General features: G+C 61.6%; 10 protein-coding genes. 2 read left to right on the top strand and 8 right to left on the bottom strand.

The annotated features are described in order from the left end of the window. Positions 1 to 130: 130 nt before the first annotated feature. The 6 genes from PSH76_RS22815 to PSH76_RS22790 all read right to left on the bottom strand — a co-directional run bounded on the left by PSH76_RS22815 (position 131) and on the right by PSH76_RS22790 (position 9,821). Positions 131 to 1,627 carry a diguanylate cyclase gene (locus PSH76_RS22815; RefSeq protein WP_305492980.1) on the bottom strand — a complete coding sequence of 499 codons (1,497 nt, stop codon included), beginning with the start codon at positions 1,625 to 1,627 and terminating at the stop codon, positions 131 to 133. 162 nt (positions 1,628 to 1,789) lie between these two features. Then, on the bottom strand, positions 1,790 to 3,112 hold the full coding sequence (locus tag PSH76_RS22810; RefSeq protein ID WP_305492979.1) for an OprD family porin: 1,323 nt from the start codon (positions 3,110 to 3,112) through the stop codon (positions 1,790 to 1,792). A gap of 396 nt (positions 3,113 to 3,508) precedes the next feature. Further along, the gene (locus PSH76_RS22805) at positions 3,509 to 4,873 is read right to left on the bottom strand and encodes a heavy metal sensor histidine kinase (protein ID WP_032893512.1); all 1,365 of its coding nucleotides are present in this window, start codon (positions 4,871 to 4,873) and stop codon (positions 3,509 to 3,511) included. Then, positions 4,863 to 5,555: a heavy metal response regulator transcription factor gene (locus PSH76_RS22800; protein WP_003188690.1), complete on the bottom strand. Its 693-nt coding sequence runs from the start codon at positions 5,553 to 5,555 to the stop codon at positions 4,863 to 4,865. The genes PSH76_RS22805 and PSH76_RS22800 overlap by 11 nt, the downstream gene beginning before the upstream one ends. Before the next feature lie 7 nt (positions 5,556 to 5,562). Beyond that, positions 5,563 to 8,658: a multidrug efflux RND transporter permease subunit gene (locus PSH76_RS22795; protein WP_305492978.1), complete on the bottom strand. Its 3,096-nt coding sequence runs from the start codon at positions 8,656 to 8,658 to the stop codon at positions 5,563 to 5,565. After that, positions 8,655 to 9,821 (bottom strand): efflux RND transporter periplasmic adaptor subunit, encoded by a 1,167-nt coding sequence (locus PSH76_RS22790; protein WP_305492977.1) that lies wholly within the window; start codon positions 9,819 to 9,821, stop codon positions 8,655 to 8,657. The genes PSH76_RS22795 and PSH76_RS22790 overlap by 4 nt, the downstream gene beginning before the upstream one ends. Before the next feature lie 193 nt (positions 9,822 to 10,014). Here PSH76_RS22790 and PSH76_RS22785 point away from each other — a divergent pair, with 193 nt between their 5' ends. Beyond that, on the top strand, positions 10,015 to 10,248 hold the full coding sequence (locus PSH76_RS22785; protein WP_098949539.1) for a hypothetical protein: 234 nt from the start codon (positions 10,015 to 10,017) through the stop codon (positions 10,246 to 10,248). Between the two features lie 161 nt (positions 10,249 to 10,409). After that, on the top strand, positions 10,410 to 11,192 hold the full coding sequence (locus tag PSH76_RS22780) for a transporter substrate-binding domain-containing protein (RefSeq protein ID WP_032897617.1): 783 nt from the start codon (positions 10,410 to 10,412) through the stop codon (positions 11,190 to 11,192). A 568-nt stretch (positions 11,193 to 11,760) separates the two neighbouring features. Here PSH76_RS22780 and PSH76_RS22775 read toward each other — a convergent pair. Next, positions 11,761 to 12,504 carry a YkgJ family cysteine cluster protein gene (locus PSH76_RS22775; protein ID WP_138761317.1) on the bottom strand — a complete coding sequence of 248 codons (744 nt, stop codon included), beginning with the start codon at positions 12,502 to 12,504 and terminating at the stop codon, positions 11,761 to 11,763. A gap of 108 nt (positions 12,505 to 12,612) precedes the next feature. Then, positions 12,613 to 13,095: an N-acetyltransferase gene (locus PSH76_RS22770; RefSeq protein WP_305492976.1), complete on the bottom strand. Its 483-nt coding sequence runs from the start codon at positions 13,093 to 13,095 to the stop codon at positions 12,613 to 12,615. Between the last annotated feature and the right edge of the window lies 1 nt (position 13,096).

The following is a 13,096-nucleotide window of genomic DNA, read 5'->3' as shown; positions in this document are numbered from 1 at the left end:
CGGGTGGCCTTTTTTTATGTCCGACGTTTGCCCCCTGTAGGAGCGAGCTTGCTCGCGAAAAACCTGAGAGCACCCTGCGCATTCAGGAATCCCTCGTTATCGTTGACGTTCTTCGCGAGCAAGCTCGCTCCTACAGGGGGTGGGTTGTGGCATCCATTGTCCGGTTACGGCCGCTGTGCTTGGCCTGATACAACGCCTGATCAGCCTTGAGCAGCAGGTCCTCAAGGGAAATACGGCTGTGCTTCTGCCAGGTACTCAAACCGATGCTTACGGTGATCGGTTGCTCGTCCCCGGCCACTTTCGACAAGTGCTCGACCGCCTCGCGGATATGCTCGGCGATCACCCACGCCCCCTTGGTGTCGGTATTGGGCAGTACCACCGCGAATTCTTCACCGCCATACCGCGCCGCCAGGTCGGCAGGGCGGCGGATATGGCTGGCGATCACCTGCGCAACTACACGCAAGGCCTCATCGCCGCCCTGGTGGCCATGGCGGTCGTTGAAGGCTTTGAAGTGGTCCACATCGATCATCAGCACGCTCAACGACTCGGTGGAGCGTTGTGCCCGGTCCCATTCCAGCCGCAAGCGTGCGTCCAGGGTGCGGCGGTTGGCCAGGCCAGTAAGGGCGTCGGTGGCTGCCAGTTCTGACAGCACCTGCTCGGCGCGATGGCGGCGGCGCAGCTCCATGCACAGTGCCCAGGTCAGCCATAACAAGCCCACGCACAGCACTCCGGTCGCGATGCTGACCAGCCACGCGGCACGCCGCCAGGGTGCGAACATTTCATCGCTGGACAAGGCCACTGCCACGATCAGCGGCAAGTCGCCCACATTAGAAAAGCTGTAGAGCCGTGCCTGGCGATCGACGCTGGAGATGCTTTGGAAGCTGCCATCCCGTTCGCGCAGCATGCGCGCCACATTCGGGCGCTGGCTCAGGTCCTTGTCGATGATATCCACTTCCAGCAAAGGCTCTTGCGCCAGCAGGATGCCTTGGTGGTTGAGCAGGTTGATGGTGCTGTTGTTGCCAATGTTCAAGCTGCTGAATAACTGATGAAAGTACGACAGGCGCATGGACGCGACCGCCACGCCCAGAAAACGCCCATCCGATGACGAAACGCGACGGCTGAACGCGATGCGCCAGGGGTCGGCACACTGGCAGCGCGCCATGAACGGACGGCTGATATACAAGCCCAGGTCGGGGTTGGTGCGGTGTGCCTGAAAATAATCCCGGTCGGCAAAGTTACCCAGCTTGGGCGTCAGCAGGGACGAATCGGCAATCACCTCGCCGGCCGGGTCCAACAGTAGGATATCGCCCTTGTAGGGCGCTGCTGCGGAACGATCGAACAGCACCAGGTGCCGGATGCTTTCGGAAACGTCCTGCAGGTCAGTGCGCTCGGTGGCGGTGATCAAGCCTTTGAGGGCCATGTCGTACAGTTCAACATTGCGCAGCACGTCAGCGTCGATCAATTGCGTGATGGTATTGGCGGTGCGCTTGGCCGTCTGCAGGGTGTTGGCATGTTCACGAATCAGCAGCGCAGTGACGACCCCCACGATCAGCAACACCGTGAGCGTGCTGCCCAAGATCAGCAGGCGCTCCGGGCGGCGGTTGGGGCGGGTAGGGCTTGAACTCATCGGGCACACTTTTGCGTTGAGAATGCCCTTAGCGTAGTAGCAACTCTTAAATATGGCTGTAGGAGCGAGCTTGCTCGCGAAAAACTCACAGACGCCGCGTTTATTCAGGAAGCACGCGTCATCGTTAACGTTTTTCGCGAGCAAGCTCGCTCCTACCTGTATTCAGAACACGTTGATTGGGTAGTCCACGATCACGCGGTACTCATCCACATCGCGGTCCACCGCCGAGTAGCCATTGCTGCCGCGGTTGGTCGCCCATTGCAGGCGCACGGCCAAGTCCTTGGCCTTGCCGCCCTGCACCACATATTTCAGGTCGATATCGCGCTCCCAGTGCTTGGCATCTTTGCCATCGGCGCTATACCAGTTGCTGTAGCCGCGACTGTTGGGGTCGACCTTGGTCAGGTCGGTCTTGCCGCTGATGTACGACACTGCGGAGGTCAGGCCGGGCACGCCGAGGCCGGCGAAGTCGTACGCGTACTTGAGCTTCCAGGAGCGCTCGTTGGGCCCGTTGAAATCCGAGTACTGCTGGGAGTTGTCCAGGTACACGCTGTCGCCCTGGGTGATGTAGTCGAACGGCGTATTGCCATTGACCCGCTGATACGTCGCCGTGACGCTGTGGTTGCCCACGCCCACGGTGAAATGCAGGCTGTAGGTGTTGTTGTCGATATCCCCCAGCAGCGATTGGCCGGTGTCCTGGGTATGGTAGTAGTGAAGGCCGGGGGTCAGGCTGACCAGGTCGTTCAGGGCGTAGGTGTATTCCAGGTCGTAGTAATACTGATGCCAGACGTCCTTGAGTTCGGAGGCGTACAGGTTGCTGGTCAGCCCCTCGATCCCGCTGAACGACACGCCAGCCCAGTCCAGGTGCTGGCTGTCGGTGTTGGCGGGCAGCGTGCCGTAGCTGGTGCCGATGCGCCGGTGGCCGCTCTGGTTGTAGAGCTTGGTGAAACTGGCCTGGCCGCCTTCGAACATCCAGCCGTCGAAGCTGTGGTTGGTCAGGCTCACGCCACGGAAAGTCTGCGGCAACATGCGCGTCATGCCGCCGGCGATCACCGGGTTGTTGAGGAACAGGTCGCCGGCTTTCAGTTCGGTGTCGAAGGCGCGCAGCTTCAAGGTGCCGCCGGCCGTCGAGAACGAACCCGGCGCCTTGCCGTTGCCGCTGCCATACGGAAGGATGCTGGAACCATCCGTACCGCCACCGCCGTCGAGCTTGAGGCCGAGCATGGCATTGACGTCCAGGCCGAAGCCGACGGTGCCCTGGGTGTAGCCAGATTCGAAAGTGCCGATAAAACCCTGGCCCCATTCCTTGCTGTCATCCTGGTGAATGTCGCGCCGGTCGCGGTTCATGTAGTAGTTGCGGGTGTTGATCGTGAGGTGGGAGCCTTCGACGAAACCGTCGTTGGGGGGAGTGTCTGCCGCGTGGGCCAGTGGGGCGATCGTTGCTGCAATCGCGAGGAATAACGGGGTGAACGTCAGCGAGTTCTTCACCGGTAAAGCTCCTTTGGTCAATCCATAACGGCCAGTGTCGTGAGGGAGTGCCCGGCCTTTTTTTACGGCAAAAAAAAGCCGCTGAAAGTCAGCGGCTTTAAGACAGATTCCCAGTGTAGAGCCCTGGAAAAAAGTCGAGGGAAATTCGGGTAAGCGGGTCAGCTGTCTTTGCCGTCGCGCTCATCGATGCGTCAAAGTAACGCAGGCGAGCGGTGCGATACAGAGTGTAACAAGATAATAACTATTGCCCAAATCGCAACAGTGCGGATGTACGTCGATCTAAGTGTGGGAGCGGGCTTGCTCGCGAATTCGGTGTGTCAGTCAATATATCTGTAACTGATACACCGAATTCGCGAGCAAGCCCGCTCCCACATGTGACTCAAGCGTTCTTACGATTTAGACCGGCAGGGTAATACCAAAGGTATTGCCACCGCCCTCACTGCGCACAAACACATCCCCCCCATGCATCAACGCAATCGCCTTGACGATCGCCAGCCCCAGCCCGTGATTGGCCCCGCTGTTGCTGCGCGAGGCATCCACTCGATAGAAGCGTTCGAACAGGCGTGGCAAGTGTTCGCTGGCAATCGCCTCGCCGGGGTTGGTCACGCCAATCGTCACCTGGTGTGCCTGCATTTCAATGCACACGTCGATGACGTGCCCCGGCGCGGTGTGTTGCACGGCATTGCTCAGCAGGTTGATCAGTGCGCGACGCAGGTGGGCTTTTTCGATCTGCACCACAGCATCGCCGTGCACGCGCACTTCGACCTGGGCGTCTTCGAGGATGAAGTCGAGGTAGTCGAGGGTGGTGGCCACTTCATCGGCCAGGGCGCTTTCGATCAGCTTGGTGGCCTTGCTGCCTTGGTCGGCGCTGGCGAGGAACAGCATGTCATTGATGATCGAGCGCAGCCGTTCCAGCTCTTCCAGGTTCGATTGCAGCACTTCGAAATATTGCTCTGCCGAACGGCCGCGAGTGAGGGCCACCTGGGTCTGGCCGATCAGGTTGGTGAGCGGCGAACGCAGTTCGTGTGCGACGTCGGCGTTGAACGACTCCAGGCGCGAATATGCCTGCTCGACCCGGTCGAGGGTGGCGTTGAACGAGTTGACGAACTGGCTCAGCTCGGGTGGCAAGGGCGACAATTGCAGGCGCCCGGAGAGTTTCGGCGGCGCAAGTTTTTGCGCCTCATCCGAGAGTTTGCCCAGGGGCTTGAGGCCGATACGCGCGACCCAGAACCCCAACAGCGCCGCCAGTATCACACCCACCAATGCCAGGCTGATCAATGCCACCAGCAGGTGATGCTGGGTGGCGCGGAAGTTCTCCGTGTCGATGGCGATCATGAAACGCAGCGCCGGGCGCTGGTCCTTGGCGGCAAACTGGCTGACCAGCACCTTAAAGGGATAATCGTGACCCGGCAGGCGCAGGTCGCGCTTACCCGTGGCGCCCTCGGCAAAGGCGCGAATCTGCGCATCTGGCTCACCGTATTCGTAGCTCGGGTCGCTGCTGACCACCCAGAAACGGATGCGCTTGTCTTCTTCGCCCAACAGCTTGAGCTTGGACCTGATCTTGGCCCAATGCTCCGGCGTGCCGAAGCGATTGATCGACGACTCCAGCACGCTGTAGCGCGCATCCAGCTCGGCCCCTGGCAACAACCCCAGGCCACGGTCCACCTGCTGGTACAGCGCGCCGCCGATCAACAGGAAGATCAGCAGCGCCACCAGGGTGAACATGCCGCTCAGGCGCAGGGCGATGGAATTAGCGACCACTGTGGTTTTCCTGCATGCGGTTCTCCAGCACATAGCCCATGCCACGTATGGTGTGCAGCAGCTTGTGTTCGAACGGCCCATCGAGCTTGGCGCGCAGGCGCTTGATCGCCACTTCCACCACGTTGGCATCGCTGTCGAAATTGATGTCCCAGACCATCTCGGCAATCGCGGTCTTGGACAGGATCTCACCCTGGCGCCGCGCCAATACGCTGAGCAGCGAGAACTCCTTGGCGGTCAGGTCCAGGCGCAGGCCGTTGCGGCTGGCTTTGCGGCTGATCAGGTCGATCCACAGGTCGGCGACGGTGACCTGCACCGGTTCATGGCCGCCGCTGCGACGGGTCAGGGCTTGCAGGCGGGCCACCAGTTCCAGGAACGAAAACGGTTTGCCCAGATAATCGTCGGCGCCTTCGCGCAGGCCGCGGATGCGGTCTTCCACGCGCTCGCGGGCGGTGAGCATGATCACCGGCGTCTGCTTGCGGGCGCGTAAGGCACGCAACACACCGAAGCCATCCAGGCCGGGCAGCATCACGTCGAGCACGATCACCGCGTAATCGTTTTCCAGCGCCAGGTGCAGGCCCTCGATGCCTTCACGGGCCACATCGACGGTGTAGCCTTGCTCGGTCAGGCCACGGTGCAGGTAGTCCGCGGTTTTTTCTTCATCTTCAATAATCAGGACGCGCATGACCGCCTCAGTGTGTGGTCGCCAGCGCCAGCGCTGGTTTGGGCCTGTGGAAAAAACGTTCAAGGTACAAGTATATGACCGGCGTGGTGAACAGCGTCAGCGCCTGGCTCACCAGCAAGCCCCCGACCACCGCGATGCCCAGTGGTTGGCGCAGCTCTGCCCCCGGGCCTGCGCCGAGCATCAACGGCACGGCGCCGAGCAACGCGGCAAGGGTGGTCATGATGATCGGCCGGAACCGCGTGACGCAGGCTTCATAGATCGCATCCTCCGGCGGCAGCCCGCGCACACGTTGGGCCTCCAGGGCGAAGTCGATCATCAAGATACCGTTTTTCTTCACGATGCCGATCAGCAGCACCAGGCCGATCAAGGCCATGATCGAAAAGTCCTGGCCCAGCAGCCACAGCATGATCAGCGCACCGAGGCCCGCCGAGGGCAGGGTGGAAATGATCGTCAGCGGGTGCACAAAACTCTCATACAGCACGCCCAGGATAATGTAGACCGCCACCAGCGCCGCGAGGATCAGCCATGGCTGGCTGGCGAGCGAACTCTGGAACGCCTGCGCCGCACCCTGGAAGTTACCGATGATCGTGCTCGGCATCCCGATTTCGTTCTTGGCCTGGTCGAGGATAATCACCGCGTCGCCCAGGGCCACGCCGGGCGCGAGGTTGAACGACAGGTTGGCAGCAGGGAACATGCCGTCATGGCTGATGGACAACGGCCCGACTGTGGGCGGGTCGACTTTGGCCAGTGCCGACAGCGGCACCATTTCATTGGTCAGTGGCGAGCGCAGGTAAAAATAGTCGAGGCTTTCGGCCTTGCCGCGCTGTTGGCTGTCCAGTTCGAGTATCACTTGGTACTGGTTGATCTCGGTCTGGAACTCGTTGATCTGGCGCTGGCCGAAGGCGTCGTACAGCGCCTGGTCGACATCGGTTGCGGTCAGCCCGAAGCGCGCGGCGGCCTGACGATCGATACTGATATGGGTGATGCTGCCGCCCAGTTGCAGGTCGTTGGACAGGTCGCGAAATGCCGGGTTGGCGCGCAGTTTTTCGGTGAGGCGTTGGGTCCAGGTGTTCAGCGTCGGGCCGTCGTTGCTCTTGAGCACATATTGGTACTGGGCGCGGCTGGGGCCGGAGCTCAGGTTGATGTCCTGGCCGGCGCGCAGGTACAGCACGATGCCCGGCACCTTCGCCAACTGCGGGCGGATGCGGTCTATGAACTGGCTGGCGGACACGTCGCGCTCACTGCGGTCTTTCAAGGCGATCCAGAAGCGGCCGTTGGCGATGGTCTGGTTGCTGCCGGTGACGCCGACCGAATGGGAAAACGCCTGCACCGCCGGGTCGGCCTTGACGATCTCGGCCAGGGCCTTGTGCTTGGCGACCATGTCCTTGTACGACACATCGGCCGCCGCTTCGCTGGTGCCGAGCACGAAACCGGTGTCTTGCACCGGGAAGAACCCCTTGGGGATGAACACATAGCCGACCACCGCCAGCGCCAGGGTCACCACGAAGATCGCGGCCATGCTGCGTTGGTGCGCCAGGGCACGGCGAAGGTTGCGCGCATAGCCGGCCAGCAGGCGTTCGCTGAAGCTGGGCTTGGCGTGGGCAGGGTGGGTAGGGGCACGCATGAACAACGCGGCCAGCGTCGGTGCCAACGTCAGCGACACCACCACTGAAATCAGAATGGTCGCGGTGGCCGTCAATGCAAATTCCTTGAACAATCGCCCGACCACGCCGCCCATGAACAGCAGCGGAATAAACGCCGCCACCAGCGAGAAGCTGATGGACACCACGGTAAAGCCAATTTCGCCGGAGCCCTTGATCGCCGCTTCGCGCTTATCCAGGCCAGCCTCCAGGTGACGATGAATGTTCTCCACCACCACAATCGCATCGTCCACCACAAAGCCCACGGCGATCACGATGGCCACCAGGGTCAGGTTGTTCAGGCTGAACCCCATCACGTACATCAGGGCGAAACTGGCCACCAGCGAGACACCCAGCACCGCAGACACAATCAGCGTCGCCGACAGTTGGCGCAGGAACAACGCCATCACCGCCACCACCAGCAGGATGGCGATCAGCAGGGTCATTTCCACTTCATGCAGTGAAGCGCGGATGGTCTTGGTGCGGTCGGTCAACACGCTGACCTGCACCGAGGCCGGCAACATGCCTTGCAGGCGCGGCAACTCGGCCTGGATGCGGTCCACGGTGTCGACGATGTTGGCGCCGGGCTGGCGCGAAATCACCAGGTTCACCCCGGGGGTATCGCCGGACCAGGCTTGTACGTAGGCGTTTTCCGAGCCGTTGATGACCTTGGCGATATCGCGCAGTTGCACCGGCGCACCGTCCTTGTAGGAAACGATCAGTTGGCCGTATTCCTCCGGGTGAAACAGCTGGTCGTTGGTCGACAGGGTGGACACGCTGTTTTCGCCATAGATCGCGCCCTTGGCCAGGTTGAGGCTCGACTGCTGGATGGCCAGGCGTATATCGGCGAGGGTCAGGCCGATGGCCGCGAGCTTGTCGGGGGACGCCTGCACGCGAATCGCCGGGCGTTGCTGGCCGGTGATGTTGATCTGGCCGACGCCGTCGATCTGGCTGATCTGGCGTGCCAGCAGGGTTTCCACATAGTCGCTCAGCTCGGTGCTGGGCATGCTGCTGGAACTGACGCTGAGGATCAGCACCGGGCTGTCTGCCGGGTTGACCTTCCTCCAGGTGGGCAAGCTCGGCATGTCGCTGGGCAACTTGCCGGACGCGGTGTTGATCGCGGCCTGCACTTCCTGGGCGGCGGTATCGATGCTTTTTTCCAGAGTGAATTGCAGGGTCAAGAGGCTGGAGCCCAAGGCGCTGCTGGAGGTCATCTGGGTCATGCCGGGGATGGCACTGAACTGCACCTCCAGAGGCGTGGCCACCGATGAGGCCATGGTGTCCGGGCTGGCGCCGGGCAGTTGCGCGGTGACCTGAATCGTCGGGAATTCCGCTTCCGGCAATGGCGCGACGGCCAGGTTGGGGAAGGCAATAATTCCCAGCAACACCAGGGCGAATGTCAGCAGCAGGGTGGCGACTGGGTGATCAACGCACCAGGCCGAGGGCGACCGGCTGGCGCTCATGGTTGCACCTGGGCGTCGGCGGTGTGGATCACTTGCGGCGGCTCCTTGAGCACCTCCACCTGCGCACCGGCCTTGAGCCGCGATTGCCCATCGCTGACCAGCACATCGCCGGCCTGCACGCCTTTGATGATGTTGATGTCGCTGTTCTGGTAGGCGACCTGCACCGGCACCACCTCGACTTTGTCAGCGCTTACGCGGTACACGAAATGTGAGTCCAGGCCGCGCTGCACCACGGTGGGCGGTACCACCAGGGCGTTCTTGTCGAGGGCCGTCTGGATCTTGATGGTCACCAATTGCCCCGGCCATAGCTTATGCGCCGGGTTGCTGAACTCGGCCTTGGCCCGCAGGGTGCCGGTGGTGGAGCTGATCTGGTTGTCGATCAGGCTCAGGTGGCCTTCACCGAGCAGGTCGCCGGTCTGGCCATCGGTGTCGGCGCCCAGGTACGCATCGACGGTGGCCCGGGTGGGGGCGGCGATCAGGCCCTGCAAGGTTGGCAGCATTTGCTGAGGCAGGGAGAACTCAACGGCAATCGGGTCGAGCTGGGTGACGGTAAACAGCCCCTGGGTATCGCTCATGCGCAGGAAGTTGCCTTCGTCCACATTGCGGATGCCCACGCGGCCGCTGACCGGAGAGCGGATCTGGGTATAGGAAAGTTGTACTTGAGCCGCATCAATGGCCGCTTGATTACCTTGCGCCGTGGCCTTGAGCTGGTTGACCAGTGCCTGTTGCTGGTCATAGGTCTGTTTGGACACGCCGTCGTCGACGCTCAGCGCTTTGTAGCGCTTGAGGTTGACCAACGCCACTTGCAACTGCGCCTGGCTTTCACCGAGTTGCGCCCTGGCCTGGTCGAGGTTGGCTCGGATCGAGCGGTCATCAATGGTGGCCAGCAGGTCGCCGGCCTTCACCGATTGGCCTTCCTTGACCAGCAGTTGGGTGAGAATGCCGTCGATCTGCGGGCGAATCACCACGCTGTGCAATGACAACACCGAGCCGATGCCGCTGACAAACCGAGGCACGTCCTGTTGCGTCACGCTCACCACCCGCACAGGAATGGCGGTAGGCGCTGCCAGGCGGGCCTTGGCCGGCCGGGTTAACGCCCAGGCTGCAACGGCCAGTATCAGGAGAGCACCCAGCATCAGGGCCACGTTTCGTTTGATCTGCATAGGAGGACGCCGGCGCAAACTGCAAGTTGGAGTTCGGAACGTCCTTTATAGCGCTGTTCCGCCGTCAGCACGGTGACGGCAAACTGACAGCCGTGACAGTTAGGCCATGTGAGCTTGTCGCTTGAAGTTACTGCTGACCACTCAGGCCCCGTATACTCGCGCTTTTACACCTATTAGCTGTGCCGGAGCCCTTATGACTTCCCCAACCCAACCCGCTGTCGACGCGGCCGACCTCGTCGATCCGGCCACCGCCGACGGCGTTGAAAAAGCCGAGATCCCGGCGTTCAAGTTCCCTTTCAACCCAGGTGAACTGGCTGGCGCCAAGAATGCCAGCCAGCCTTGGTACAAAGGCGGCGCCAAGAACGGCCATACCAAGACGCCAGGCATGGCGCCGCCGGGCACTCGCCGCTCGATGGGTAAACGCTGAGATTAAAGCGTTGAGTGCGTTATAGGCAGTTGCCTACATCGTGCGTAGACATTTCTGCTTGTAGGGCCGTCACCGATTCTTGAAAGCTGCACAGCGTTTGCTTCGTCCCGATGACGCTCATCGGGGCGTGGCGAGTCAGCTTTCCGGAAAAGGACATTCCCGTGGCCCTGATACACCTCTGTGCAGTGCTTGCTCTCTTGCTCTCGACGAGTGCCGTCGCCGCCGACGTTCAACCGCGGCGTGAAATCCGTTTCGCCGTTGCTGCGCATTTTCCGCCCTTTCAAAGCCGCAATGCCCAAGGGCAATTGGTGGGGTTGAATATCGAACTGGGCAATGCCCTGTGCGAGCAGCTCAACGTGCGCTGTACTTGGGTTGACCAAATCGTCATGGAAAACTTCCCGGCTCTCGAGGCCAGGCAGTTCGACGCGATCATGGGCATGGCGACCACCTGCCGTCGGCGGCAACGGGTGAGCTTCACCGATGACCTTTACCCGATCACCACCCGGCTGGTGGCGCGTAAAACCTCGGGCCTGCGTCCTGATCGACGGTCCCTCAAGGGCAAGCGTGTCGGGGTGCTGGTGCGCAGTAATCGTGAAGCTTTTGCCCTGTCGCAATGGGCGCCGGCGGGGGTGATCATCAGGAGTTTCTGGCTCAACGACCAACTGGTGCAGAGCCTGGTTTCGGGCGATATCGATGCGACCCTGCAAGGCGCGGTGGAGATCCGTGAAGCCCTGCTCGACACGCCCCAGGGGCTGGACTTCGATTACATGGGGCCGCCTGTGTCGTCGGGCCTGCTGGGTAATAGCGTGGCGATTGCGGTGCGAAAAACCGATACTGCGTTGCGTAATGAGCTTAATCATGCGCTTGAGCAATTGATGCAGAATGGCGAGTACCAGCGCATTCTCCAGCCGTATCGGCTCGATGTATTGCCGCCCCATTCATGATCGCGAATGTGTGAGTGCCGCTCTGTACCCGTGAGGCGCCTATCGACCTGACACGGCGAGATCCAAATGTGGGAGCTGGCTTGCCTGCGATGGCGGCCTCCCAGCCGACACTTCTCTACCTGACACCCCACAATCCAACTGTGGGAGCGGGCTTGCTCGCGAAGGCGCCTGACAGTCAACACAGTTGGGTTGTGGGCATATCCATTGCTGCGGTAACGGCTACTTAGGGTTCCGCCCTGACGGCGGGTCACTTTGGAAAAGCCCCAAAGTAACCAAAGGGCTCTTGCCCCACCACTCGGCACCTCGCTTAGGCTCGGTGTGCCCGTAATCCGCCAGCGATTTGGGGGGCCGCCGCCACGCGCCATCCATGGCGCGGGGCGGCTAAACCGGCATCCCTGCCGGTTTACCCCCCAAATCCCTGTCGAATTCCGGCCAGCGTGGTTTGACGGGGCGCCTGAAATCAAAAGCAGATCAAGATCAAGAGCGGCTCGCTTCGCATCGTGGTTAGCGTTGGTTGCTGCGAACTACAGTTGTGTCGCTCCCTATGCCGCCATGAGGCCCCAGCGGCCTAGGCCGCTCTCAACGAGATAAACGCATAATTGGCCGGCACTTCGGTGGCAATTTGTGCCCCGGCATCCAGCACCTGTTCGGCGATGTCCATCCCGGACACATGAAACACCCATTCATTGGCCACCGCCGGTTGTTCAATCGCCTGTTCAATGGCCTGGGCAAACGCCTGCATGTCCGGCAAGTACGCGGTAAACCCGTCGCCCTTGAGGGCGGTCGTGCGGATGCCGAGCAACGCGCATACGGCTTCCTTGGTCTGTACGTCATCACGGTCGGCTTGGCGCGAACGGTGAATCAGTTCGGCCAGTTGCGCGTCCATCAACTCGCCACCGACGATCAGCGCGGGGCCTTGCTCCCAGGATTCCGGCGGGCAGTCTTTGGCGCTTGGGTTCAGTGGGATATGCGGGTTGATCTCCATCGGGTAAATGCGGCACACCAGCGGGCGCCGTTCGTAGATGCGGCAGCGGTTGTCTTCGTCAAGATTCCGGCAGCGTCCGGCGTTGTAGGCGGCAAAGGTGATTGCCACAAATGCCTCGGTAGTGCCGCTGGGCACGATCACTGAACGGCGCTCGGCGTGTTCCCGTTGTTGCAGGGGCAGGCCCAGGCCGTTGCCAAGAAAGCCCTCGACCAGAACGATGACGTTGCCGCCGTCCGCCGCCCAGCTGCGGGCTTCTTCGAGGGTCAGGGGCACGTGATGGTCACTGCAGCATTTGCCGCAACCGACGCAGGAAAAGTGTGTGTTCATGGCGGATCTGTCACCAGGCAAGGTCAGAGGGCACGCTTGAGGGGTGACGGGTTTTTACCTCTATCGACCGCTCAGGGGCTCTGGAAGCAAGTTATGCGCCAGTGAGGGTCAGCCGTTGGATAGGATGTCGCGCAGCACAAACCCCATGCCCGCACTTTCATACAGGTGCCGGGCGCGCAGGTTGCTCTCCAGCACCTTGAGGTCCACATAGGGTTCGCCGCGCTGTTTGAACACCTGGAAGCTGTGCAGCAGCAGGGCGCGGCCCAGTCCTTGGCCTTGGGCACAGGGGTGGACGGCCAGGTTCTTGATAAAGGCGCTGGTCCAGCATTGGGCCACGCCGAGAATACCGTCGCGGTTACTGGCCACCAGGCACAGCGTCGGGTCGTACTCGGCATCGGTGACGAACTGCCGACGCCACTCATCCAGATGGCCGACACGGCCGCCGCCTTGGTCCTGGGTCATGCGCAGTACGGCATGGATCGCCGGGGCCAGTTCATCGCGATAATGATCCAGGCGGGTATCTGCTGGCCACTGCGGGGCGGGCAGGCTGCCGGTGAGGTCGCGACGCAGCAGCTGGTAATACTCGGCCAAG

The sequence above is a fragment of the Pseudomonas sp. FP215 genome (assembly GCF_030687795.1).
Lineage (GTDB): Bacteria > Pseudomonadota > Gammaproteobacteria > Pseudomonadales > Pseudomonadaceae > Aquipseudomonas > Aquipseudomonas salmasensis.
The sequence above is the reverse complement of the archived record's forward strand: the minus strand, read 5'-3'. Positions and strand labels throughout refer to the sequence as shown.

Coding starts and splice junctions, on each gene's coding strand:
- PSH76_RS22815 (WP_305492980.1), bottom strand. CDS start 1,627: ATGAGTTCAAGCCCTACCCGCCCCAACCGCCGCCCGGAGCGCCTGCTG.
- PSH76_RS22800 (WP_003188690.1), bottom strand. CDS start 5,555: ATGCGCGTCCTGATTATTGAAGATGAAGAAAAAACCGCGGACTACCTG.
- PSH76_RS22795 (WP_305492978.1), bottom strand. CDS start 8,658: ATGAGCGCCAGCCGGTCGCCCTCGGCCTGGTGCGTTGATCACCCAGTC.
- PSH76_RS22790 (WP_305492977.1), bottom strand. CDS start 9,821: ATGCAGATCAAACGAAACGTGGCCCTGATGCTGGGTGCTCTCCTGATA.
- PSH76_RS22785 (WP_098949539.1), top strand. CDS start 10,015: ATGACTTCCCCAACCCAACCCGCTGTCGACGCGGCCGACCTCGTCGAT.
- PSH76_RS22775 (WP_138761317.1), bottom strand. CDS start 12,504: ATGAACACACACTTTTCCTGCGTCGGTTGCGGCAAATGCTGCAGTGAC.